Origin of the sequence: Bradyrhizobium sp. (genome assembly GCF_047605465.1) — a bacterium.
Classification (GTDB): domain Bacteria; phylum Pseudomonadota; class Alphaproteobacteria; order Rhizobiales; family Xanthobacteraceae; genus Bradyrhizobium.
This window is the reverse complement of sequence record NZ_JASGFS010000001.1, coordinates 317489-342203: the sequence shown is the minus strand read 5'-3', so window position 1 is coordinate 342203 and position 24715 is coordinate 317489. Positions and strand designations below refer to the sequence as shown.

Genomic DNA, 24715 nt, shown 5'->3' with positions numbered 1-24715 from the left:
CGTCATGCTGGATCCTCTCTCGCGCCTCTCGGCTACTGAAGTCGTCGGCCTGCTCCGTGCGGGCGAGGTGTCGCCCGTCGAGCTGGTCGATATCGCGCTAAGGCGTATTGCGGAGGTCGAACCCTTGATCAACGCGCTGCCGATCGTCTGTAGCGATCGGGCGCGCGAAAGGGCGCGCGCGATTGCGGATTCTCGTGGCGGAGAAGATAAGTCGCCTCACTATCTCTGGGGCATTCCGATCGCCGTCAAGGACAATGTCGATGTCGAAGGCGTTCGGACGACGCACGGCTCGATGATCTACAAGAACCGCGTTTCAGCCAGATCTGACATCGTTGTCGAGACGCTGGAGCGGAACGGCGCGATCGTCATCGCCAAGTCCAATCTCCCGGAGTTTGCTGCGGGCGGGAACACGTTCAACGATGTCTTCGGTGCAACTCTGAATCCCTGGAATCGACGGCTCACGGCTGGTGGATCCTCCGGCGGTTCGGCGGCAGCGCTTGCGGCCGGAGAGGTCTGGCTGGCGACAGGGAATGATCTGGCGGGAAGCATTCGAGTGCCTGCATCGTTCTGTTCGGTCGTTGGACTCAGGCCGAGCCCGGGACGAGTTGCGCGCGGGCCGCGGAAGCAAATGTTCTCCCAGCTCTCCGTCGAGGGGCCGATGGCGCGCTGCGTGGCGGATGTCGCGCTGATGCTCGACGCTCAATCGGATTATTCGCCGTCCGACCCAATCTCGCTGCCCAAGCCGGACATCCCGTTCGTGCGCTGCCTTGGACGTCCGATCAACGGCAGAATCGCCTTCAGCGAGGACCTCGGCATCGTGCCGGTTGACGCAGAGGTGGCCGGCATCTGCCGGAGCGCGCTCGCAGGGTTATCCGACCTCGGAATGATCGTGGAGGAGGCCAGGCCCGACCTATCGGACGCGGAGCAGATATTCCAGGTCTTGCGGAGCGCGCTGTTCGTCGGGCGGGTCGGCCATCTGCTGGAGAAGCACAGCGCCGAAATCAATCCGGATGTCGTGGCAAACGCGCAGATGGGTCTGTCCTTGGAAATGGCCGATCTCAGCGCGGCGGAGGAGGCGCGTGACGCGCTGTACGCCCGCATGGTGCAGTTCTTCACCAGGTACGACTTTCTGGTCTGTCCGACGTCGCCGCTTCAGCCGTTCGACGTGGACCTCCGATATCCCGGCGAATTGATGGGAAGGCCGTTTCATTCGTACGTAGGCTGGATGGCTTTGACGTTCGCGATCACGGTCGCAAGTTGTCCGTCCATCTCGTTGCCGTGCGGCTTCACCAGGACCGGAGCGCCGGTAGGCATCCAGATCGTGGCCGCACCGCGATCGGAAGGCAGGCTTCTGACCATGGCGGATGCTCTGGAACAACGGCTGGATCTGAAACGCAGGGTGCCAATCGAGCCCATGGGTGATCCGAAGCGCGTGTGACGACATGCAGTCCCACATCTTTTTCAGACGGCCCTCGTAAGGCGACTTCGTTTTCGTTACCCAAATGGCACGCCACGGAAGCCCGCTTGCTCGTGCTGACGCGTCAAGCCGCGGGTGCGCGATGGAGCAGGGGTGCACTTTCATGCCTCTTCAGTCGAATGGGCGAAATCGGCCCCAAGATGAAGAGGCATACGCAAGCGGCAAGAAGCGAGGTCGCGCCGGCCAATGCCAGCGGCAACACGAATGATCCCTCGCTCCAGTGCAGCAAATATCCCACCAACAGGGGAAAGGACAGCCCGCCGGACAGCGTGCCGACGATCTGAATGCCACCAAGCGAGGATGCGCGTCCCGGGACCGGGGCAAGGTCAAGCGGCAGGGTATAGAGCGCGACCGAGCCGAACGAGAGGCCGAAGTTCGCTATCGCCAGCAGCGTCATCGCCATCGCAAGATCCGTTGCCAGCGGGGTCAGCGCGATGCAAGACGACAGGGCAAGTCCTGACACGATGCAACCCTTGCGAACGAAGGTGGTCGAGAAGCCCCGCTTGAGCAGCAGGTCCGCAAGGATGCCGCTCATAAATCCGGCCGCAATCCCGGCGATGCCGGGTATTGCGCCGAGAGAGCCCACCCGCAGCAATGTGAAGTGCCTGACTTCGACGAGGTAGGTCGGCACCCATGCGAGATTGAACCATGCCTGGCACGCCGCGAAGAATGTCAGGACCACCAGCGCCCAGGTGGTCGGAGAGCCCAGCAGTTCCCACCATCCAACCTGCGCTTCGTCGCTGGCCTCCCGCGACTGCCCACTCCTGATGAAGTCGACCTCTTCGCGGCTGGCTGCTGGATGTGAAGCCGGATCGTCGCGATAGGTTCGCAGCCAGAAGGGCAGCCACAGCAAGCCCAGAAGCGCGATACCGACGAACGCCAATCGCCATCCGACGACTCCGATCAGAGCCGCCATCACCGGCAACGCGAGCGTTGCACCGAAGCGGGCGCCACTGTCGAACATCGCGACACCACGGGCGCGTTCACTGCGAGGAAACCAGGTCATCGTTGCCTTGATCCAGCTTGGCGTTCCCCCCGATTCGAACAGGCCGAGCAACATGCGGAGCAAGATGATCGCGACGGCGCCTTGCACGGCTCCCATCAGAGCGATCGTCACGGACCACAAGCCAATGGCGAGAGCGCCGAGCCGCAACGCGCCGAAGCGGTCTGCCAATGCCCCCGACAGCAGAATGGCCGGCAGATACAGGAACACGAACGCTCCGAAGGCGTAGCCGGCTTGAACGGGGTCGAGGCCAAGCTCGGTCTTCATGTAGGGAAGGGCAACGCCAAGAGCAGAGCGATCGAGCCAGCTGAGCGTGTTGCCGCAAAGACAGAGGACTGCGATCCTCCAGCGAACGTGCGTCATCTCAAATCCCCCGTCTTTTTTGTGTCGTTGTCATATTGCGAGCAGGCTAGTTGATCGCGACCGATCCACCGACCACGAGATGCCGCGTGAACCAGTCCCGCGCCTCGTTGCCGGTCAGCGCGAACTCGTCGACATACGGCGTGAAATGATGCCCCGGAATCAGGACGAGCTTCTTGGGCTCGTTCGCCGTGTGAAAGGCTGCGATCGAGAGTTCGGAAGGGGCCAGTTCGTCGTTCAACGCGACGATCATGAGGAGCGGCGTCGGCGAGATGTGCGGGAGGAAGGCGCCGTTCTCGCAGCTTCGCGCCAGATCAACGGAGCGCAAGGTCACCTCGTTGCGCCAGCTCGGGGCCGCCTTGGTCTGTTCCATGAAGTAGCTGAACGCCACCGGCCCCGGCATCACGCATGCTTCGCCCGGGACGTCCGATACCGCTTTGATCATGGCCGGCGGCTCTCCGCGAAAGCGAGCCACGCGGTCCCGGTCCTGCAACGCCAGGAGCGCGAGCCGCTGTTCGGGTCGCCACCGGCCGACGAACGTCTTCATCGCGCTGGCGCCGGCGATCTGCGAGACGACGCATTTCACCCGCCGGTCGTGCGCGGCGACTTCCAATACGTGTCCTCCGGAATAGCTAGTGCCCCAAATGCCGATCCGATCGGCATCGACTTCCGGACGCAGCGACAGATAGGTGATGGCATCCCGATAACCGCGGCGCTGCAGCTGGGGATCCGCTTCCTGCCTGGGCTCTCCATCGGAAGCGCCGAAATTGATGTTGTCGTAGGCAAGGACGGCGAAACCACCACGCGCGAAATATTCGGCGTATTTCAGGATCGAGCCTTCCTTGACGCCGGACATCCCCGGCGCCATGGCGATCGCCGGTAGCCTTGCGGTCGCGCCTTGCGGCAGGAACAAGTTTCCGCGCAGCGTCGCGCCGCACGATGAGAAGGAGACGTCGTGTCGGTCGAATTTGCGGTCTTCGGTATTGTGGACGACGTTTCCGGACCGGGTCGCTGCAGGCATCACTTGCGGCACTTTCATTTTAGGGTTTGAGGAGAATCTTGCCGAGAGCCTTGCCACTCTCGATCAGTGCATGGGCGCGCGCGACCTCGGAAAGCGCGATGCGCCTGGCGACCGGGGTGCGGATCTTTCCCGCGGCCATCAATTCGAGTGGAGCGCGGATGATCCGGCGTCGGCCCGCCGCATCATCCTCGTAGACGTGCATCGAAAAGTAGCGGAGGCCGTGGCACTTCGCCGCCGTTGCGCGCCAGGATGCGAACAGCCCTTCGCCCGGTGGCCCGCCTGTTGCGTTATAGACAACGACCGTTCCCCAACGTGCCAGCATTCCGAAGCTTCGATCGAAATGCGGGCCGACGACGGGATCGAGGATCAGATCGACACCGCGCCCATTGGTGATGTCGAGCACGCGTCGGGCGACGTCTTCGCTGCGATAGTCGATGCAGTGGTCTGCCCCGAGCGATCGCGCAAATTGTGCTTTCTCGTCGGAGCTGACGGCGCCGATGACAGTCATGCCGGCTTGTTTGGCGATTTGGACGAGGCAACTGCCGGCGCCGCCGGCTGCGCCGATGATGAGCGCGCTCGTTTCGCCGCCCCGCGCGGCGTCGTGCAGCAGGGCCCAGGCGAGAGAGAAGTAGCCGAGACCAGCCGCTTGTTCGAGGTCAACCTCGTCGGGAAGCGGCAACACGGCGCGCGCAGGCGCGACCTTGAGGTCGGTATAGCATCCGGACTGAAAGCCGAGTTCGCGCGAACCCAGATAAACCCGCTGCCCGCGCGACAGGTTGCTCACTTCGGAACCAATGGCCTCGATCGTCCCGGTGAGTTCGTTGCCGAGCGTCACCGGAAGCGGCGGCATCCATTTGTATTGACCGGTCCTGATCAGGATGTCGGGCCAACCGACCGCCATCGTGTCGGTCCGGATCAAGACTTCGTTCGCCGCCGGAGCGGGATCTGGTTCGCAGACCATCTCCATCGCTTCGAGCCCGCCGGGTTTGCGGATGATGACTTTCCTCACGCGGCCCTCCCGAGGCCTGCCTTGATTTATGGTTCATACGTATGTATGAATATTTGGGAGCGGTTGTCAATTCGGCGGGCGCTTCGACTGACGAACAAGAGGAGACGCCATCAATGGCTGCGAAGATTCCGCCGTTCACCACGGGCCTTCACAGGGTGAGTGACAGTGTATGGGCCTATATGCAGCCCGATGGATCCTGGGGGCTCAACAACGCCGGCCTCGTCGTCAACAAGGGCAAAAGTCTCCTGATCGATACTTTATGCGATCCGACACATCAGCATCGCATGCACAAGGTCATCGAGGAGACCGTTCCGCAGGCTAGGACGATCGACAAGGTCGTCCTCACGCACTGGCACTGTGACCACGTATTCGGCGTCAGCGTCGACGAATTGAAAGACAGTACGGTCATCGCCAGTCAGATCTGCGCGGACTACATGGCGACGCAGCCGCCGACCGCCTGGGTCGCTGCGCAGGCGACGCTGACCGGCGACGCCGCGTTGCAGCACAAGAAATGGACGGCGACCCGCTTCGACTTCAGCGACGTCAAATACCGAGCGGTCGATCAGACCTTCGAAGGCAAGACCGAGTTCAAGACCGGCGATCTGCGGATCGTGGTGGTGGAGGCCAAGCCGTGCCACACCAAGAGCGACAGCATGGTCTGGATCCCGGACGAAGGTGTCTGCCACACCGGCGATCTCATGATGGGCAATCGTCACCTCAGCTTGCAATATCCCTTCCTGCGTCACATGGTCGAGGCGACGGAGACCATGATCTCCTGGGGATGCGAGGTTTACATCACCGGGCACGGGCCATGCGCCACGTTGGCGCAGATGAAGACCTTTCTGGAATATCTCCGCTTCCTGCAGGACAGGATCAAGACCTATTACGATGCCGGCATGGGGGTCGACGAGGCAACCGACGACCTGCTGCGCCACCTCGGGCCATACCGAACCTGGACGTCACCCGGCGGACTTTATTTCACGATCAAGATGGGCTTCTGCGAGCTGGCCGGCGACACCGAGATATTCTGGCGCCGCAACAACCCGCACTTCATCGCCACGGTCTGGCGCGTCGGGCAGGAGTTGCCGAAGCGCCATCCTGAACTGTTCGCGCAGTTTTGAGGGGGCTTCGGTGACGCCAACTCCCATCGTCAAGGTGACCTCGCTTGGCCGCTTCGAGGAGATTCCGGTCAAGAAGTTGTCGCCCGAACAGGCCGCGGTTTCTGAGGCGTTCGTCAACCGTCGCGGCACTGTGCCGGCGCCGTTCCGCATCTTCCTCAGCAGTGCGCCGCTCGCAGCGCGCCTGATGGCACTGTCCGACCACATCCTGCGTGGCGGGCAGTTGTCGGCGGCCGAAGTCGAGATTGCCGTGCTTGCGGCTGCCCGCAAACTCGAGTCCAAGTTTGTTCAGGCTGCTCATCGGAAGATCGCCGCCAATGCGGGCCTTCCGCCGGCTGTCATCGAAGCGATCCTGGTTGGTACTGATCCCGGCTTTTCCGACGCGCGACAGCGCGCAGTCTTCCGCTGCGCTACGGCAATGCTGAACGCAAGGCAGGACGACGCCACCTTCGGCGAAGTCGCATCCGTGCTCGGTCATAACGGGATTGTCGAGGTTGCGGCCATCCTCGGCTTCTACGGGACATGTGCCTACACGCTCGGGTTCTACGAAGTTCCGCCGCCTGTTTCGGCCTCATGAGCCGGCTCGATCGCCCCATTCCCGTAACCGTGCTGACCGGCTTTCTCGGAAGCGGCAAGACGACATTGCTCGGCAAACTGCTCGGGCAGCCTGAGATGGCCGGTACAGCTGTGATCATCAACGAGTTCGGCGAGGTCGGGCTCGACGATCTGCTTGTTTCTCGGGCGGACGAGCCGGTTCTTCTGAAGAACGGATGCCTCTGCTGTACGGTACGTGGCGATCTCGCGCTCGCGCTGCAGGACCTGTTGTTGAAGCGCATGCGGCAGGACTATGCGTTCGAACGTGTCATGATCGAAACCACGGGGCTCGCCGACCCGGCTCCGATCATCCAGACATTGGTTACCGATCCCGGCATCGCCGGTCGATTTCGTCTGGATGGCGTCGTCACGATTGTGGACTGCGCCGTTGGCCTCGACACCCTCGACCGCTTCCCCGAGTCCGTGAAGCAGGCGGCGATCGCCGATCGCCTGCTGCTATCGAAGCAGGATATCGCGAGTCCCGAAGACGTGGTGGGTCTGCGCACACGGCTTGGGGCATTGAACCCGGGCGCGATCCTGGTCAATGCCGCTCACGGCGATGTTGCCGCAGCTGAGCTTCTTGGACTGGGACTCTATGATCCGGAATCGCGGGATCTCGATGTTGAACGCTGGCTGCGTGCCGACGCCTACGATACGCCGCACGGTCACGATGATTGCGCGGGAGCCGGGTGCAATCACGCCTCGCACCACAAAGCGCTCTCGCATCGTCATATCGATCGAATTCGTTCCTGCTGTCTGATTCGCGATCGTCCGATTCGGTGGGCCGAATTTTCGGGCTGGATCGACGCCCTCATCAGGACGAGGAGTTCTGAGCTTCTCAGAGTGAAGGGGATCGTGGATATCCTCGAATGTCCCGGTGAGCCGCTGGTCATCCACGGGGTACAGCAGGTGTTTCATCCGCCGGTTCGCATGGAGAACTGGCCAAGCGACGATCATCGGACGAGAATCGTTTTGATCGTCCGCGATTGGGACGATCGAGACATTGCCGCCATGTTCGCGCGATTGCCTTGAAAATGCCGCCGGATTCCAAGCCGTTGACCATGGCAACCCGGCGCTGGCGAAGGCGGCCCAACCGCATTACCTTGTTCCTCAACTGCTCCGTTCAACAATAGGGATTTCATGCCCACGAAGACCGCCAAGAGTGCCAATCCGGATCGAAAGACGGCGGGCGTTCGCGAGCGACCAGTTCCGCCGGATCAGAAGGATTCGAGCCGCGAGCGCCTGCTCGATGCCGCAGAGACGCTCTTCGCGGAGGTCGGGTATTCCGGCATCTCCGTGCGCGAAATTTCCGCGCGCGCGGAGGTCAATCTCGGTTCGATTCCCTACTATTTCGGAACCAAGGAAAACCTCCTCAAGGAGGTGCTCATACGCCGCGTAGGTCCGATCAACGAGGAACGCAGGCGTCTCCTCGAGATCGCAATGGCTGTCCCCAAGCCGACGATCGAGAGCATCCTCCATGCGGTGTTGGGGCCAGCCTTCCGATCCAGCCGCGAACTCACCGCATACCGAAAGCTGGCCGGGCGTCTTGCAACCGATCCGACCCCGGAAGTCCGCAAGGTCATGGACGAGATCTATAACCCGCGCACGCTCATATTTCCGAAAGCGCTGCGCTCCGTATGTCCCCACGTCGATATTGACGAATTCAATTGGCGACTGATGTGCGTCTACGGATCAATGTTCTACGTGCAAGCCGATACCGGGCGAATGCAAACTGTCGCTGGAGCGGGGTTCGACACGTCGGATCCTGAACTCGCGCTCGAATATGTCGTGCCATTTCTGGCCGCAGGACTGAGCGCACCCAGCGGTCGGCGTCGGAAGAAGAAAGACCCGGCCTAGTCGATCAGTTCAGTCCGGGACTCGGCCATCGTGGGTTGGGTCATGAGATGGCCCGGCATCCGGTCTACTGCATTCCCGTCTCTGTCATGCTCGCAACCGGGGCAAGGGGCTCTCCGGCCGGTCGCAGGCTGACCAGGACAGAGAAGGATCACCGTGTCGTCGAGGTCTCTGGCTGCTGCCTCGCGAGCCGGACGATCGGCGGCAATTCCCGACCTAGCTCTTCTGCTCGCTCGCTTCCTGGGCTGCACGTGCCTCGAGGGCTATCACCACGGCCTCTCCAGCTGTTCGCAGATGGGCTTCGCACAATTCGCGCGCCCGCTTGCCGTTTTTCGCACGGAGCGCCGCGAGCAGGCGCGCTTCTTCCTTGACGGCGACAGCCGCCCGTTCCGGCCTCGCGAGGGTAAGGCCTCGCAGCCACGCCATGCGCGCGCTCAACACATCCAATTGGGAACGCAGCAGCGCGTTGCCCGACGCTTCGCGCAGGATGCCGTAGAAGACCTGAAGTTGCTGGCGATGGCGCATCCAGTCGCCGCGACTTTGGGCCTTCGCCATGGCATCGACCGCAGCGGCCAAGCGATCGAGCTGCTCGCGCGTCACTCGCTCGGCGGCGCGATAAGCCGCAACCCCCTCCAGCGCGGAGCGGACCTCGTAGAGTTCACGAACCTCTTCGGGCGTCATGCTGATGACGACGGGCCCGCGATTGGGAAGGATGCGAACCCAGCCTTCGGCCTCGAGCTGGCGAAGGGCCTCTCGAACCAGCGTCCGGCTGACCCCAAGCAGCTCACACATATGCCGTTCCACGAGGCGCGCGCCGGGCGCAAATTGCCCGTTGATGATCGCGTTGCGCAGATTGCCGACGACCTGATCGCGCAGGGCCGCAGGCCTCTCGATTTGCATATCTTGGATATTGCCCATTCTGGTGTGCCGTCAGACAATTGACCCCGCCTCTGCGGCATATCCGCTTTGTATCCGCTTGGGAAGGTCCTTGTCGGCGGCAGCGCCGTCGGGCGCCAAGCCCGAGAGGCGCGCCGGAGATGCCGGTGACCGAATCGGGCGCCCCTCGGGACGAGACGCACGAATGCAAGATGCAGGATTATCGAATTCGAGGAGCTTGGCGGCTCATTGCAGTCGCACCCGCGCAAGCAGGTGTTTTGCGAGCATCAGTGCTTCGAGAGGCCGGGCATCGGCATGAGCGATGTCATCAGCTTTTCGTTGAAGGACGCCAGGCCGGAAATGACACCGGGAACCTGAGCCAGCGGGATCGCCTGATTTTCGATGGCGAGCTGAAACACCTTCATCAGGCGCGCTACGCCATGGACCAGGAAGGCCTCACGAAGTTGGTCCGAACTTGGAACGATCAACGCCATCTCGGCGATTTCGATCTTCTCGCTCCCAATCCGGTCCACTTCGGAGAAGAAATGTTTGCACGCGATTGCAAATTCCACCTCTTGAGCGGTGAGCAATATCTTCGCGACCATCGGATGAGCCGGTTTCAACGAGCCCTGGGCCAGCTCAAGGCGGTCCGTAGGAGGTGCTCAGGGTCCCGCGCGCCACGGCGATGAGTCTGGCTTGGTCGTCGCGGACCTCCACATCGACCAGCGCCAATGTGCGGCCGCGCTTTCTCAGGATGCCCCTGGCATGGAGATCGGTCGCCGCGGCTCCGCGGAGATAGTCGATCCGCAGATCGATGTTGGGAGCCATCTTGCCGATCTTGACGGCGACGGTCGCGTGAGCAGTCAGATCCATGAGGCCGGCGATGACGCCGCCATGATATTCCGGCTTGTCGGGCACGCGCTGAAACTCCGGCCGAAACGGCAGGCGGATCTCGACCACTCCGTTGTCGGCATCGACGGAAACAGCCTGCGGGCGCAGGAACGCGTGGTAGGGCGGATGCGCCAACTCGAACTGCAGGCGTTCGATCGGGGGAAGATGTTCGGCATTCTCGCTCCGGGTGCTCATGCTTGTTCTCCGGACCAATCGGGAATCAGGACGATCTTGCCGAAGAAGTCACGGGCCTCCATCAGGTTCTCCGCCTCGCCCAGCTTCGACAACCCGAACGTCCGGATTTCCGGGAGCTGAAACTTGCCCTCGGCGACCGCGAGCATGCCTGCCGTTACGTCCTCCTTGAGGTAGCCATTCGATCCGATCACCCGCAATTCGCGCTGCCAGATGTAGCGGATGTCTTCCTTGGGATCGAAGCCTGCGGTCGCGCCGCAGGTCAGCAGCTTGCCGTAGCGCTTGAGCGCGCGGAGCGACGGAACCCAGGTATCGCCGCCGGTGAAGTTGACGCAGACGTCGACCCCCTTCTTGCCGCTGATGGCCCAAGCCTTCCGCGAAAAGTCTTCCGCGCTATAATTGACGACGTGGTCGGCGCCGAGATCCTTCAGCCGGGCGCATTTGTCGTCGCTGCCGGCGCAGGCGATGACCCGGGCGCCATGCGCCTTCGCCACCTGCACCGTGGCCGTTCCGACGCCGCCGCTTGCGCCGAGCACCAAAATCAAGTCGTCCTTCTGGATCTGTCCATTGGTGTGCAGCATCCGGATCGCCGTGCCGAAATTGGCGGGGATGCACGCGGCACGTTCATAGGAGAGGCGTTTGTCGAGAGGAATGACGAACTGATGCTGGACCCGGACGAGCTCCGCCATTCCACCCTGGACTTCCTCGCCGACCATGCCTTCGTCGGTCATCGGATCGACCAGAATGGGATCGCCGACCTTGAAGCCCCTGACCTCGGCTCCGACCGCGGCGACCGTTCCCGCGATATCCCCGCCGGAAATGAACGGCAGCTTCACCGGCAAACCGGGCATGCCGCGGCGGACGAAGATGTCGAAATAGTTCAGGCCGCAGGCTTTCACGTTGACGAGCACGTCGCCCGGGCGAACTTCGGGATCGGGAAAATCACGATATACCAGACCCTCGACGCCGCCTTGCTTCTCGATGACTGCAGCTTTCATGACATTCCTCTTCGGTACGCGTGCTGGTCGGTCTATCCGTGGATCACGTCAGTCTGCTCGCGGTCATCGATCCGGGATCGAAGCGGATCGGCTCCGGCTTGATCCGGCCCTGCGATGCGTCCTCGGCGAGCTTCCGCTTGAGCACCTTGCCGCTGGCCGTGAGCGGCAGGCTGTCCAGCTGGATGAAGTATTCAGGCATGTCGAATTTCGAGAGACCCATTCTGTCGAGGTGGATCAGCAGCTCGGTAGGATCTATCGCCGCGCGGTCTTTGCTCACCACGGCGAGGCAGACTTTTTCACCGAGCCGTGCGTCCGCAACGGGAAATGCCGCAGCCTTGAACACGGCGCCGTGGCGCATCGCGAGGTCTTCGATCTTCGCCGGATGGATGTTGTGGCCGCCGCGAATGATCAGATCCTTCTTGCGGCCGACGATCCGGACGTTTCCGTGCTCGTCCATCTGTCCGAGATCGCCGGTCATGAACCAGCCGTCGCGATTGAATGATCTTTCGGTATTGGCCTGATCGTCGAAATAGCCGAGCATGAGGCAGCAGCCGCGACCGCCCAACTCGCCGGTCTCGCCGACCGCGATCTCGCGATCGGCGTTCTCGGGGTCCCACAGCTTGAGCTCGAATCCATCGCAGGGCCGGCCGCACGTATCAATGATGATTTCGGAGGAATCGCCGGGCCGGGTGTACTGAAACGAGCAGTTCTCGGTCATGCCGAAACAGTTCTGCGGCGTGATCCCGAGCGCCAGCAGCGCCCGAACGGTCTCTCCGGGGATCGGCGAGCCAGCGAGCTGGAACGCGGAGGCCTTGCCGATCCGGGGCAGTCCGCGCCGATGCACCTCCGCCAGTAGATCGATCGCGTGCGTGGGGACGCCGATCAGATAGGTCGCGCCGGTTTCCAGGATGCGATCGAGCGTCCGCTTGCCGTCGTGCGGCGAATGCACGACGAGCTCGCCGCCGCAGGACAGCGTGGTGACGAGTGCAACGGTGCCCATATTGTGGCTCATCGGGCTGATCGTGTAGACGACGGTGTCGACGTCGAACGAGAAATCCCGCGCGATCGCCCTGCCGTTCGACAGAAGCGTGTTGTCCGAGTGCATGACGCCCTTCGGCAATCCCGTCGTGCCCGAGGTGAACGCCAGGTACATGACGCGGTCGGGGGACGAGGAGAACGGCAGGTCGTGTCGGGCTGCAGCTCGCGAAATTCCGCAGCGGCTGGTTGGAGCCCCGTCCAGCGGTGCGGCCGACAATGGCGGCAGCCTGTACACCTTTTTCAGCTGCGGCAGGTCGACGACGAGGTCGAAGATATCGCAGCGATCGGCGTCGGCGCCGTAGCCTGGCTGGGCGAAGAACGCGGACGTGGAGACGCGCTCCAGCAGCGCGCGGATCTCGCGGCCGGTATAGTCCCGGTGCAGCGACGGGTTGCAGACATAGCCCATGCGCGAGCAGGCGAGCAGGATGAGGACGGATTCGATCCGGCTCGGCAGCCAGATCGAGACGCGATCACCCGGCCGCAGGCCTGCCTCATGCAGGTCGGCGGCGATCGCATCGACCCATGCCAGTGCCTCGCGATAGGTGATGCGGGATTCGGTGTCACGGATCGCGTAGTGATCGGGCTGCCGTTCCGCCCACTGCCGCAGCAGCATGTACATCGTATCCTGACGCCACCACCCGCTGGCATAGAAGCGGCGGGTGTCATCGAGGTCGAGCAGCGACAGAAGTTGAGCCATCGGCGATACCGGTCAGTGAATTCCGATCGTGTTGAGCAAAGGCGAGCAGATGTCGTTGGGGTCTCGGCCGGGCTGCTCGAACCAGGCATATGGCTCGTTCTCGCCGTCCGCGAGCGGGATCGTCACCTCGGCGCCGCGCGGGTAGCCGGAGGTCGTACGATCGCGGCCGCGAAGCCGGTAGGCATAGTCTGGCGGAAGCAGGTTGCGGCTGTCCTCGCCGAGCAGTTCGGCCGCGTGCGCCGGCCAATTGGGATTGGCAATGGCTTCGCGCGCGATGGCGATGAGATCGGCATGGCCCTGCTGAAGAATGGCTTCGGCGTGACGCGGGTCCGTGATCAGGCCGACAGCGACGGTCTTGATGTCGACATCGCGGCGGACGCGCGAGGCGTAGGCAACATGATAGCCGGGGACCCGCGGAATCAATGGAAAGGCGCTGTCGCTCTGGATACCGCCGGACGAGCAATCGATGGCATCGATGCCGATGCTCTTGAGCGCCCGGGCCAGAGCGAGCGTGTCGTTCAGGTCCCAGATTCCGCCCTTTCCGTCGACCGCGGAGCAACGGAAGAAGACCGGACGATCGCTGGGCCAGGCGGCCCTTACGGCTTCGGCCACCTCCAGGGCGAAACGCATTCGTCCCCGGCGGTCGCCTCCATAGGCATCGGCTCGCTTGTTGGCCGCAGGAGAAAGAAATTGATGAATGAGATAACCATGCGCGCCGTGGATCTCGCAGACGTCGTATCCAGCCTGCACGGCACGTTTGGCGGCTTCGGACCAGGCGCCTACAACAGACGCGATGTCGTCACGGGTCATCTCCTGCGGCGTATGGGCACCGGGCGAGACTGGAATGGGACTTGGCGCGACGCCGGTCCACGGCTCCCGGCCCGGCAGCGCATTGCCGGCCGTCAGTGGCGCCCAGTTCATCATCGCGCCGTGCGATGATGCCTTCCGTCCGGAATGGCCGAGTTGAATCGCGGGACTGGAGCCCATCGCCCGGATGAAGTCGGTGATGCGGCGGTATTGGGCGATGTGGCTGTCGTGATAGATGCCGGCGCAATCATGGGTCTTGCGGCCGCGCTCCTCGACCGCCGTCTCGTCTCCGAACACGATGCCTGCGCCGGCCATGGCGAATTTTCCGAGATGCGCCAAATGCCAGTCGGTAGGCCCGCCGGCGATCGACCGATACTGGCACATCGGCGAAATGACGATCCGGTTGCGCACGTGAAGACCGCGCAACTGGATCGGGCGAAGCAAGAGTGATGTCGCTTCCGGCATCGTGCTGGTTTCGCTCACGCGGATTGACTCGCAATATCTTCCGGTCGTTGTCTTTCGATCGTGGCTTAGGCGGACATCTTGTGGCTCACCAGCTTCGTGCTCATGTAGCAATCGAGGCCTTCGATGCCGCCTTCGCGGCCATATCCGCTGTCCTTGACGCCGCCGAACGGCGTCTCGGCAAACGAAGCGGTGAGATGGTTGATGGCGAGATTGCCGCACTGGATCGTCTGCGAGATCTTCTCGACCGTGGCGGCGGACTCGGTGAACGCATAGGCGGCAAGGCCATAGGGAAGGGAGTTGGCCTTGATCAATGCTTCGTCGACGGACTGGACGCGCGAGAGCAGGGCGAGGGGGCCGAACGGCTCCTCCTGCATTGCGCGTGCCGTCTCGGGCACATCGCCCAGCACGGTCAAGGGATAGAAGAAGCCCTGGTTTCCGAGGCGGCTGCCACCTGCAAGCACATTGGCGCCGTGCGCGACGGCATCCTGCACCATCGAGTCGATCGTTCCCAGACGGCGTGCATTGACAAGCGCGCCCATCGCATTGGATTCATCAAGGCCGTCGCCGACCTTTACTCGCCGTGCTCCGGTGGCGAATTCGTCCGCGAAACGGTCGTATACGGAATCCTCGACGAAGAACCGGGTCGGACTGACGCAAACCTGTCCGGCATTACGCGACTTTCCGGTGACGGAGACCGCTGCGGCGCGCTTGATGTCGGCGTCGGCGCAGACGATGACGGGGGCGTGCCCGCCGAGCTCCATAATGACAGGCTTCATGTGGCGGCCGGCAATTTCCGCCAGGCGCTTGCCGACGGCAACCGAGCCGGTGAATGTCACCAATCGTACCGCCGGGTGCGGAATGAGATAGTCGGAAATCTCGGCGGGACGGCCGTAGACCAGGTTGATGAGACCGTCCGGAATGCCTGCATCCGCAAACGCCTGCACAAGCATCATCGCACCGGCCGGCGTCTCCTCCGAGGCCTTGAGAATGATCGAGCAACCCGCCGCAAGGGCACCTCCGATCTTGCGCGCCGGCGAACTGAACGGAAAATTCCAGGGCGAAAACGCGGCAACCACGCCGATCGGTTCTCGCGTGACCGTAAAGCGCATGCCGGGTTCGGTCGGAATCACGCGACCATAGGTCCGGCGGCCTTCGGTCGCATCCCATTCGAGAATGTCGCAGCCGCGGTCGATCTCCAGACGTGACTGCAGGATCGGTTTGCCCTGTTCGAGCGTCATCGCGTGAGCGATGTAATCGCGGTTCTCGCGTGCAATTCGGCTCGCGCTTTCGATGACCCGCTGTCGATGTGCAGGCGAACTCTGTCGCCAGGCGCGAAGCCCTTTCTCCGCCGCCGTCACCGCATCGTCGAGATCCTGGCGTGTCGCCTGCGGAAGCACGCCCAACGGCTGCTCGTTGCAGGGGTTGATGATTGGAATGTCGCCGTCCCGCTCGCGCCACTGACCGTTGATGAACAGTTTGATCTTGGGATAGCTGAACATGTCGACGCTGCTCCGACGCTCTCAACACGATTGTCTTATGGTATACCAAAATCCGCGATTGTCAAAGCGGGGCACCCGAACGGTTCTTCCTGCGTTGAAATCCGTTGAGTTTACGAGCCGTCATGCGCTGGCTTTGTAACGCGTGCGTCGCGTTGCCCTGGACCGGCTGCCGGTGGTGGTTGGTGTCGTCTCATCGGGGCGATAGGCGATCTGCGCCGCTTCCGCCGCCTTGCGAATGTGCAACTCGCTGGTCATCTGCGCCGCCTTCTCGTCGCGACGTTTGATCGCAGCCACCATGCGGCGCTTCTCGACGACGCTCACTGCCGCGCGCTTGGGCTGGAACAGCGACATCGAGCGCAAGCGGGTAAGCCGGTGATGCTGCGAGGACAGGAACTCGGCCAGGATCTCGTTGCCGGTGGCTTTCAGCATGACCTCGTAGAAGCGTTTGATCGTGTCGAGATGTCGATGCAGATCCCGCTTGGACTGGGCCAGCGACATTTCGTCCACGATCCTTTCCAGCTGATTGATCTGCTCGGCCGTCGCGCGCCTCGCGCATAAGCGTGCTGCCATGCCCTCCAGCGCCTCGCGCATTTCGTACATCTGCCTAGCTTGCTCGAGGCTCAGTGCGGCGACGGTTGGGCCCTTGTAGGGCGGATTCACGACCCACCCCTCCGCCTCGAGCTGCCGAAGGATTTCGCGAACGATGGTGCGGCTGACGCCGAGCAAATCGCACAATTGTCGCTCGACCAACCGCGTGTTCGGCGCGAATTCACCGTCGATGATCGCGGTGCGCAATTTCTCCAGCGCGAGCAGACGAAGCGTCGGCGTGGTTCGTTGAACCGACAATGTGCTGCGCAGCCTGTCCTGTTCTCCAGTGCTGGCTTGGACAGACGGTGGGCTCTTCTTTTCTGCGCCATTCGCTCTCTTGCGAGTGGTGGTCTTGCCGGATCGTGTTGGCATCATTCCTTCCTTGCTCTGCGCAGATAGTGACCGCGCTTGCATTCAAAACAGTCAGATTGTCTCTCGCACTGCAAACAATTTGGCTCACGCCGAGGCTTGCCAATCGATAAATTGTATGATGGCATACCATAATCGAGTGAGCCACGGCCAGCGAGAACCGTCGTGGGCCTTTTCGGGAGGCTGAAAAAGACATGCAGTTGGCTTTCGACATCGGGGGGACTTTCACCGACTTCGCCTTGCGCGATACCGAGACGGGCGTCGTCAAGATCTGGAAAGTTCCGACGACACCGCGCGCTCCGGCGAAAGCGGTTACGGATGATCTCACTCAGCGCAAGGCCATGGGTGATTTCGACGGCAAGTCGATCGCAGACGTCCTGCACGCGACCACGATTGCCACCAACGCAATTCTCGAGCGTAAGGGAAGCAAGGTCGCCCTGGTCACGACGAAGGGATTTCGCGACGTTCTGCTCATCGGCCGCCAGAAGCGCTACGACACCAACAATCTGCACCTCGACAAGCCGCAGCCGCTGACGCCGCGGTCGAACATCTTCGAGGTCAGCGAGCGCCTCGCTCCGGACGGATCGGTGATCGCGCCGCTCGACGAGGCGGAGGTCGTGGCGCTGGCCAAGACGCTCGCGGGCTGTAGTTTCGATGCGGTGGCCGTGGTGCTGCTGCACGCCTACGCAAATCCCGCCCACGAAAGACGCGTGAGTGAAATCCTCGGTAAGCACCTGCCGGGCAAGGTGATCTCGCTGTCTTCGACGATCTCGCCGAAGTTCCGTGAATACGAGCGGACCAGCACCACGGTCGCCAATGCCTATGTTGCGCCGCTTGTGGACGACTACCTGACGTCGCTCGAGGGTTCGCTCGGTCGCCTCGGCGTGTCCGCCAATCTGTCGGTGATGCAGTCGAACGGCGGCCTCGTCTCGAGTGAGCTCGCCCGATCATTCCCCATTCGCATCGTCGAGTCCGGGCCGGCCGCCGGCGTCCTGATGTGCGCCGAAGTCGGACGCGAAGAGGGTTTCGATCACGTCCTCACCTTCGATATGGGCGGAACGACGGCCAAGCTCGGTGCCATCGACGGCGGTGTGCCTGCCGTGACGCCGACCTTCGAGGTCGATGCGGTGAACTACAAGAAGGGCAGCGGACTGCCGCTCAACATCACGGCGATCGAGCTGCTGGAGATCGGAGCGGGCGGAGGCAGCATCGCGCGCACCAAGATGGGCCTGATCACGGTCGGTCCTGACAGCTCCGGCGCGGAGCCGGGCCCGATTTGCTACGGCCGCGGCGGGACCAATCCGACCATCACCGATGCCAATCTCACGCTCGGCTATCTCAACCCCGATTTCTTCAACGGCGGAGCCATGCGCCTCGAAGCGGATGGGGCCTCGAAGGCGATCGAGCGGGACATCGGCGAGCCCCTCGGACTGTCGTTGCAGGAGGCCGCCTGGGGAATTCACTCGGTCGCCAACGCCAACATGGAAAGGGCGATGCGGATCGTCTCGATCGAGCGCGGTCGCGATCCGCGCCGTTACGCCCTCGTGGCGTTCGGAGGCGCAGGTCCTCTCCACGCGTGCCGTCTCGCGCGCGCGATGGAGGTCCCACGCGTCATCGTACCGCGAGGGGCGGGCGTCGGATCCGCGCTCGGCTTGCTGGTTGCCGAGCAGAAGATGGATATGGGTTTGACGCGCGTCGTCAGACTGGACGGGAAGTCCGAGGGCGATATCGTGGAGATCTTCGGCGAGCTGGAGCAGCGGGTTCGTGCACAGGTCGAAAAGATGCGCCATGGCGGCGAGATCCGGATCGAACGCAGCGCGTCGATCCATCATGTCGGCCAGGGCTATGAGATCAGGGTCGAGCTTCCTTCGGGCGACATCGGTCCCGGTTACGAACGCGCGGTTCTCGACGCGTTCTACGCCGCCTACAAGAAGGAATACGGCTACAACGACAAGGACGCCGCCGTCGAGGTGACGGACTGGTACGTGCTCGCCAGCATCGTGAGGGACGGCAAGGGGCCGGCGCTCGAGTTGGACGGAACGACCGCCGCGTCAGATCCGGTCGTCGGAGAGCGCAAGGCCTATTTCCCGGAAACGGGTGGCCTGACGTCGTGCAAGGTCATCAACCGCTACGCGCTACGGCCGCACCACAGTTTCGAAGGCCCGGCGCTGGTCGAGGAAAAGGAATCGACCACCGTCGTCCTTCCCGGTGACGTCGTTTCGGTCACCCAGTCCGGCAATCTCATGATCACTATCGGAGGTGCGAAGTGAAACGCATCGCAAAGAATGTCGGCCGGGTCGATCCGATCACGCTCACGGTCGTCTGGAACAGTCTGGTTTCGATTGCGGACGAGATGGGCGGCGCGCTGCGCCGAACCGCGTTCTCGGAAGCCGTGCGCGAAGGCGAGGACTTCTCGACCGGTCTTTTCGATCGTCACGGCCGGCTGATCGCGCAGGGCAACTTCACGCCGGGGCATCTCGGCGCGATGCCCTACGCCGTTGAAAACGTTCTCAAGTACATTCCGCCGGAGACGCTCAAACCGGGCGACACGCTCTGTACCAACGACTCGTTCCTGGGCGGCGCGCATTTCCCCGATTTCTACCTGGTCACGCCCGTTTTCCTCGACGGCAATCTGGTTGGATACGTCGTCAACACCGCCCATCATGTCGATGTCGGCGGCGCCCATCCCGGCTCCGAGGCGGTTCAGGGCGTGAAGGACGCCTTTGCCGAAGGAATTCGTGTTCTGCCCGTCAAGATCATCCGGGACGGCGAGTTCGAGCCCGACATTCTTCGGATCGTGCTCGGAAACGTGCGCCTGCCTGAAAAAGTCCGCGGCGATTTGTTCGCGCAACGCAACGCAAACCACGTTGGTGCCGAACGGTTGCGCAGGTTGATCTCGGACCACGGGCTCGACGAGTTCGATACGCTCGTCGACGAAATTCTCAACCGCTCCGAATTGCGCACGCGCGAGCTCCTCGCCGCGCTTCCGCAGGGCACCTACAGCTTCGAGGACCAACTCGACGACTACGGCCCCGGCACCGATCCCGTGCGAGTATGCGTTGACGTCACGCTCGACAGCGACGGGGCGACGGTAGATTTCTCGCGAAGCAGTGACCAGGTGCCGGCCGGCATCAATTGCTACATCAACTACACGCGCGCCTATGGCAGCTTCGCCATGCGCATCTTCGCCAAGATCGACGTCCCGAACAATGCGGGCGTGGAGCGCGTCATCAAGATCGTCGCGCGCGAAGGCAGCTTCTTCAATGCGCGCTACCCGGCCGCGAGCGGCGGCCGGGCTTCGGTGCAGGTTCGCATCTTCGACACCATCAACGGCGCGATGTCCAAGGCCGTTCCCGAGCGGGCCATGGGCGCGTTCAGCCATTGGGGTAATCCGAAGATCGGCGGTGTCGACGACAAGACCGGCAAGCGCTGGATCATGTACGACCTCATTTTCGGAGGCTACGGCGGACGCTCGAACAAGGACGGCGTGGAAGCGCTGGCGCCGGTCATGAATTGCGCCAACGTGCCGGTCGAGGTCCACGAGACCAACAATCCGGTCCGTGTGCATCGCCTTCAGGCGATACCGGACACCTGCGGCGCCGGACTCTATCGCGGAGGATGCGGTACTCGAAAGGACGTCGAAGTCCTCTGCGAGAATGCGACGGTGGTGCTGCTGGGTGACCGTCACAAGACGCCGCCTTACGGCCTCTTCGGCGGCCAGCCCGGCGCTACGGCGGAGACCCTGCTGATACGCGACGGCGTCACCGAGCATTTGGGCTCCAAGGAAATCCGGACGCTTCAGCGCGGCGACATCGTCAGCTTCCGCCTGGCCGGAGGTGGTGGCTACGGCGATCCCAAAAAGCGCTCTCTCGCCCAAATCAAGCGGGACGTCGCCGACGGGTACATCAGCGCGCAGAAGGCCGTCGAGCTCTATGGCGCGAGCAAGGACGAACTGACCTGACGGTCGTCGAGCAAAGTCTTCGACCTCGGCGACCACGTCTGCGGATTTTGTGAAAGTGAGGAGAATATCATGACGATGTTTAGGGGTGGCTTTCTCGCGACGATCGGATGTCTGGTGCTTGCAAGCACGGCCTTTGCCGGGGAGGACCTGCCGATCGGAGCTATCGGCAGCCTGTCGGGCGGCGCCACCGACTGGGGCGTTGCGACCCAGCGCGGCGTTCAGTTGGCAATCGACGAGGTGAATGCCGCGGGCGGCATCGTCGTCGGCGGCAAGACCTATACGCCGCGACTCATCATCTACGACGATACCTATTCCGGCCAGGGCGGATCCACGGCGGCGACGCGTCTGGTCAATGCCGACAAGGTCAAATACGTCATGGGCCCGATCGGAACGCCCGCCGTGCTCGGTGCGCTGTCGGTGACGAAGCCCGCGAAGGTGCTGACCATGCACGATGGCTTCTCCCCGAAGGTATTGCCCAGCGACAGCGACTACAATTATCGCATCTCGGTCACGACGAAGGAATTCGGACCGCCGATCATCGATTGGCTGAAGAAGACGTTCCCGTCCGCCAAGAAGGTCGCGCTGATCGGGCCTTCGGACGCCACGGGTCAGCAGGTCATTCCGATCCTGACCGATGCTTACAAGGCCGCCGGATTTGAGATCCCGTTCAGCGAGAAGTTCGAGCGCGGCATTGCGGACTTCACTCCGTTGCTGACGCGGATGATGGCGCAGGAAATCGACATCCTGGATCTCGATTCCAATGCTCCGGCCGACGCGGGGCTCCTTCTCAAGCAGGCCCGCCAGCTCGGTTTCAAAGGCCAGATCGTCCAGATCGGCGGTCCTTCGATCGAGGAGAACGTGGCGATCGCGGGCCCGCTGGCCGAAGGCTTCATCTCCTTCAATTTCTTCGATGTCGAGAACCCGCTCGGCAAGAAGTTCTACGACGAGTACATGAAGAAGTATGGCGGCACGATGAGCCCCTGGTGTCCGGTCATGTACAACGGCGCCCGGATATTGATGGAGGCGATCAAGCGCAGTGGCTCGATCGAAGTCGACAAGGTCAGGGAAGAGCTCGCGAAGATGACGGACTACGACACGATCTTCGGGAAGCTCAAGTGGGGCGGCAAGGAGACCTACGGGATCGATCACCAGCTGATGATCAATTTCATCATTCAGCAGGTCAAGGACGGGAAGGCCGTCAACGTGGCCAAGGTTTCGGCCAACTAACCTCACCCGGAAACCACAGCGGCGTGGAGCACGATCTGATATGTTCTCGTGGGCTCTCCTGACCCAGATCATCCTGAACGGGCTCAATCTCAGCGCCATCTACATTCTGATGGCGTTGGGGTTCACCCTGATATTCGGCATCATGCGGATCGTGAATTTCGCCCACGGCGAGTTCGCGATGCTGGGCGGCTTTCTGCTGCTGTATTGCGTCCAGTATTTCCACATATCGCCCCTGATCGGACTGCCGTTGTCGGCGTTGCTGGTCGGCGCGCTGTCGCTGCTGCTGGAACGGCTGGTGCTGCGGCCGTTCTACCAGCGCGAATACCAGGGCATGATCGCCACACTTGGTCTGTCCACCATGATGACGTTCCTGGGGGTGATCCTCTTCGGCGTCAGCCAGCGCTCGGTTCCCCCGACCTATTCGGAGATCTTCGTGTTCGGTCCGGTCCGCATTCCGGCCGATCGCCTGATCGTGCTCGGGATCGCGGCGGCCGCGCTCAGTGGCTTCTTTCTCTTCATGCGCTTCACCAAGGCCGGGCTGGCCATGCGGGTCGTCGCGCAGGACAACGATACGGCGCAGCTTCAGGGGATCAATGTCCGCGCCTATTACCGGGCCGCCTTCTTCGCGGCTACGGCGCTTGCCGGCCTCGCCGGTGGATTGCTGGGGCAGCTCTATTCTCTGTCGCCGTTCATGGGGGCTTCGCCGGTCGTGAAGGCCTTCATCGTGGTGATCCTCGGCGGTCTCGGAAGCATTCCAGGGGCAGCCGTCGGTGGCCTGCTGCTCGGCATGGCTGACAGCGCGCTCACGACCTACTACGGCGCGTCCGTCGCTCAGTTCGCATCATTCGGGGTGATCATGGTCGTGCTCGTGCTCAAGCCGCAGGGATTGCTCGGACGCGCGGAGCGCGTGGCATGACGATCGAAGCTGTCAACGGCGCTGCGCCTGTGTTGAGATTCCAGTCCGTGCGGATCATGCCGGCCGTCGTTCTTGTCGCGGTTGCTGCGGTGTTGCCGTTGGTGACCGGCGAGTCCTTCCTGCTCTACATCGCCACCCTCGTCGCGATCTATGCCATCGGGGCGATGAGCATCCATCTGATCTTCCGGGTCGGTCAATTCTCGTTGGGCCAGGCAGCCTTCATGGGCGTCGGTGGCTACACGAGTTCGCTGCTCACGACCAATCTCGAGATGTCCTGGTGGGCGGCGCTGGTCGCGGGCGCGGCTGCGTCGGCGTTGACCGGCGCTGTCGTCGGGCCGGTCGTGTTGCGCCTGAAGGGCGTGTACTTCGTTCTCTTCACCTTCACCTTTGGTGAGTTCGTGCGCCAGATCTTCGTCGACTGGACAAATGTCACGAACGGCTCCGAAGGAATATCGGGCATCGCCGCGCCGCCCGCATTCAGCTCTCCGACGGGGTTCTACTACCTCGTGCTGGGCTTTGCGATCCTGACCGCGGTCATATGCGGCCGGCTGCTGGTGTCGCAGTTCGGCGATGCCGTCGACGCGATCCGCGAGAGCGAGGGCCTGGCGCTGAGCAACGGCGTGCCGGTGTTCAAGGTCAAGATCATCGTCTTTGTCATCGCCTGTGCGCTTGTCGGCATCCAGGGCTCGCTGCAGGCGAGTTTCGTCCACTACATCTCGCCGCTGTCATACGGCTTCGCGGAGTCGTTGAAGCTGGTCGTCATCAACGTCATCGGTGGGCTGAATTCGCTGTGGGGCCCGATCCTCGGTGCGATCTTCATCGTTGCCCTCCCGGAATTGCTGCGGAGTTGGGTCGACTATCAGTGGGTGCTCTACGGCCTCGCGCTGATCCTGTTGATGCGATACCTGCCCGGCGGCTTGTTCGACCTCGGCGAGTTGCTGCGCAACCTGTCCAAGAAAACCCGCCGGGAAAAATGATGACCGCGATGCTTGAAGTCGACGGGCTCAGCAAGAGCTTCCAGGCGCTCCGTGCCGTGACCGACCTTCGCTTCACCGTGAACGAAGGCGAGGTGCTCGGCATGATCGGACCGAATGGCGCCGGCAAGACCACCGCGGTCAATCTGCTGTCCGGGACGATCAAACCCGACAAGGGATCGGTACGTTTCAAGGGGCGGGATGTCACGGGCATGCCGACCCATCGCCTGGTCGCGATGGGGCTGGTTCGAACCTTTCAATCCACGACGATCTACGCTGAGCGAACGGTCTGGCAAAACGTCATGCGGGGTACGTTCGCTTGCTCCTATCGGGGGTTTTGGTCGACAGTCCTGGGATCGTCCGCGCACAAGTCCGCCTGGAATGCATCGGCCGACAGGGTCGAGCATCTGCTGACCCAACTGAACCTCAGGGATTTTCGGGACGCCACCGCCGGCAGCCTGCCTTACGGGCGGCAGAAGGCGCTTGGCCTCGCGATCGCTCTGGCGAACGAGCCGAAACTGGTCTTGCTCGACGAGCCCGCAGCTGGCTTGAGCTCGGAAGAGGCCGACCGGGTCGCCGATGTGGTCAAGGGGATCAATGCCAGCGGTGTCACGGTGATGGTCATCGACCACAACATGAGGTTCATCGCCCGTCTTTGTGACCGTGTCGTCGTGCTTCATCACGGCACCGAACTCTGCATCGGCACGCCCGCCGAGGTCACGAAGAACCCGCAGGTGATCGAAGCGTATCTGGGGTCCGAACATGAGTCTGCTTGAAGTCG

The 24715-nt window shown here is 62.6% G+C and carries 22 protein-coding genes; 11 read left to right on the top strand and 11 right to left on the bottom strand.

The window, feature by feature from the left end; translation table 11 throughout:
- Positions 1–4: 4 nt before the first annotated feature.
- Positions 5–1438 (top strand): amidase, encoded by a 1434-nt coding sequence (locus tag QM712_RS01665; RefSeq protein WP_415021278.1) that lies wholly within the window; start codon positions 5–7, stop codon positions 1436–1438.
- 103 nt (positions 1439–1541) lie between these two features.
- Here the strand turns inward: QM712_RS01665 and QM712_RS01660 are convergent, their stop codons facing one another.
- From QM712_RS01660 to QM712_RS01650, 3 genes are read right to left on the bottom strand one after another with little or no spacing between them, the layout of a single operon-like run.
- A complete protein-coding gene (locus tag QM712_RS01660) occupies positions 1542–2843 on the bottom strand; it encodes an MFS transporter (protein WP_415021277.1) in 1302 nt (433 codons plus the stop codon).
- A 46-nt stretch (positions 2844–2889) separates the two neighbouring features.
- Positions 2890–3879 (bottom strand): alpha/beta hydrolase, encoded by a 990-nt coding sequence (locus tag QM712_RS01655; RefSeq protein ID WP_415021276.1) that lies wholly within the window; start codon positions 3877–3879, stop codon positions 2890–2892.
- A gap of 1 nt (position 3880) precedes the next feature.
- Entirely contained in the window at positions 3881–4780 is a 900-nt protein-coding gene (locus QM712_RS01650; protein ID WP_415021275.1) for a quinone oxidoreductase family protein, read from the bottom strand.
- 203 nt (positions 4781–4983) lie between these two features.
- Here QM712_RS01650 and QM712_RS01645 point away from each other — a divergent pair, with 203 nt between their 5' ends.
- The 4 genes from QM712_RS01645 to QM712_RS01630 all read left to right on the top strand — a co-directional run bounded on the left by QM712_RS01645 (position 4984) and on the right by QM712_RS01630 (position 8439).
- Positions 4984–5991, top strand: coding sequence for an MBL fold metallo-hydrolase (locus tag QM712_RS01645; protein ID WP_415021274.1), 1008 nt, complete (start codon positions 4984–4986; stop codon positions 5989–5991).
- A gap of 34 nt (positions 5992–6025) precedes the next feature.
- Positions 6026–6565 (top strand): carboxymuconolactone decarboxylase family protein, encoded by a 540-nt coding sequence (locus QM712_RS01640; protein WP_415021273.1) that lies wholly within the window; start codon positions 6026–6028, stop codon positions 6563–6565.
- Complete coding sequence (locus QM712_RS01635) at positions 6562–7614, top strand: CobW family GTP-binding protein (RefSeq protein ID WP_415021272.1); 1053 nt, start codon at positions 6562–6564, stop codon at positions 7612–7614. Before QM712_RS01640 ends, QM712_RS01635 begins: the two co-directional genes overlap by 4 nt.
- Before the next feature lie 108 nt (positions 7615–7722).
- Positions 7723–8439: a TetR/AcrR family transcriptional regulator gene (locus tag QM712_RS01630; protein WP_415021271.1), complete on the top strand. Its 717-nt coding sequence runs from the start codon at positions 7723–7725 to the stop codon at positions 8437–8439.
- 213 nt (positions 8440–8652) lie between these two features.
- Here the strand turns inward: QM712_RS01630 and QM712_RS01625 are convergent, their stop codons facing one another.
- The 8 genes from QM712_RS01625 to QM712_RS01590 all read right to left on the bottom strand — a co-directional run bounded on the left by QM712_RS01625 (position 8653) and on the right by QM712_RS01590 (position 16859).
- Complete coding sequence (locus QM712_RS01625) at positions 8653–9354, bottom strand: GntR family transcriptional regulator (protein WP_415021270.1); 702 nt, start codon at positions 9352–9354, stop codon at positions 8653–8655.
- A 245-nt stretch (positions 9355–9599) separates the two neighbouring features.
- Positions 9600–9917 (bottom strand): hypothetical protein, encoded by a 318-nt coding sequence (locus tag QM712_RS01620; RefSeq protein WP_415021269.1) that lies wholly within the window; start codon positions 9915–9917, stop codon positions 9600–9602.
- A gap of 34 nt (positions 9918–9951) precedes the next feature.
- Entirely contained in the window at positions 9952–10398 is a 447-nt protein-coding gene (locus QM712_RS01615; protein ID WP_415021268.1) for a PaaI family thioesterase, read from the bottom strand.
- A complete protein-coding gene (locus QM712_RS01610; RefSeq protein ID WP_415021267.1) occupies positions 10395–11393 on the bottom strand; it encodes a zinc-binding dehydrogenase in 999 nt (332 codons plus the stop codon). The genes QM712_RS01615 and QM712_RS01610 overlap by 4 nt, the downstream gene beginning before the upstream one ends.
- Positions 11394–11436: 43 nt before the next feature.
- Positions 11437–13128, bottom strand: a complete 1692-nt coding sequence (locus tag QM712_RS01605; protein ID WP_415021266.1) for a class I adenylate-forming enzyme family protein — start codon at positions 13126–13128, stop codon at positions 11437–11439.
- 12 nt (positions 13129–13140) lie between these two features.
- Positions 13141–14418 carry an NADH:flavin oxidoreductase/NADH oxidase gene (locus QM712_RS01600; RefSeq protein WP_415021265.1) on the bottom strand — a complete coding sequence of 426 codons (1278 nt, stop codon included), beginning with the start codon at positions 14416–14418 and terminating at the stop codon, positions 13141–13143.
- A 47-nt stretch (positions 14419–14465) separates the two neighbouring features.
- Positions 14466–15899: an NAD-dependent succinate-semialdehyde dehydrogenase gene (locus tag QM712_RS01595; RefSeq protein ID WP_415021264.1), complete on the bottom strand. Its 1434-nt coding sequence runs from the start codon at positions 15897–15899 to the stop codon at positions 14466–14468.
- A gap of 120 nt (positions 15900–16019) precedes the next feature.
- Entirely contained in the window at positions 16020–16859 is an 840-nt protein-coding gene (locus QM712_RS01590; protein ID WP_415021263.1) for a GntR family transcriptional regulator, read from the bottom strand.
- A 191-nt stretch (positions 16860–17050) separates the two neighbouring features.
- Between QM712_RS01590 and QM712_RS01585 the strand changes: the two genes are divergently transcribed.
- The 6 genes from QM712_RS01585 to QM712_RS01560 all read left to right on the top strand — a co-directional run bounded on the left by QM712_RS01585 (position 17051) and on the right by QM712_RS01560 (position 24710).
- Positions 17051–19126, top strand: a complete 2076-nt coding sequence (locus tag QM712_RS01585; protein WP_415021262.1) for a hydantoinase/oxoprolinase family protein — start codon at positions 17051–17053, stop codon at positions 19124–19126.
- Positions 19123–20817 carry a hydantoinase B/oxoprolinase family protein gene (locus tag QM712_RS01580; RefSeq protein ID WP_415021261.1) on the top strand — a complete coding sequence of 565 codons (1695 nt, stop codon included), beginning with the start codon at positions 19123–19125 and terminating at the stop codon, positions 20815–20817. The genes QM712_RS01585 and QM712_RS01580 overlap by 4 nt, the downstream gene beginning before the upstream one ends.
- Before the next feature lie 69 nt (positions 20818–20886).
- Complete coding sequence (locus tag QM712_RS01575; RefSeq protein ID WP_415021260.1) at positions 20887–22044, top strand: ABC transporter substrate-binding protein; 1158 nt, start codon at positions 20887–20889, stop codon at positions 22042–22044.
- A 40-nt stretch (positions 22045–22084) separates the two neighbouring features.
- Positions 22085–22960 (top strand): branched-chain amino acid ABC transporter permease, encoded by an 876-nt coding sequence (locus QM712_RS01570; RefSeq protein WP_415021259.1) that lies wholly within the window; start codon positions 22085–22087, stop codon positions 22958–22960.
- Positions 22957–23937, top strand: coding sequence for a branched-chain amino acid ABC transporter permease (locus QM712_RS01565; protein WP_415021258.1), 981 nt, complete (start codon positions 22957–22959; stop codon positions 23935–23937). The genes QM712_RS01570 and QM712_RS01565 overlap by 4 nt, the downstream gene beginning before the upstream one ends.
- Positions 23937–24710 carry an ABC transporter ATP-binding protein gene (locus tag QM712_RS01560; RefSeq protein WP_415021257.1) on the top strand — a complete coding sequence of 258 codons (774 nt, stop codon included), beginning with the start codon at positions 23937–23939 and terminating at the stop codon, positions 24708–24710. Before QM712_RS01565 ends, QM712_RS01560 begins: the two co-directional genes overlap by 1 nt.
- The last annotated feature ends 5 nt before the right edge of the window (positions 24711–24715 follow it).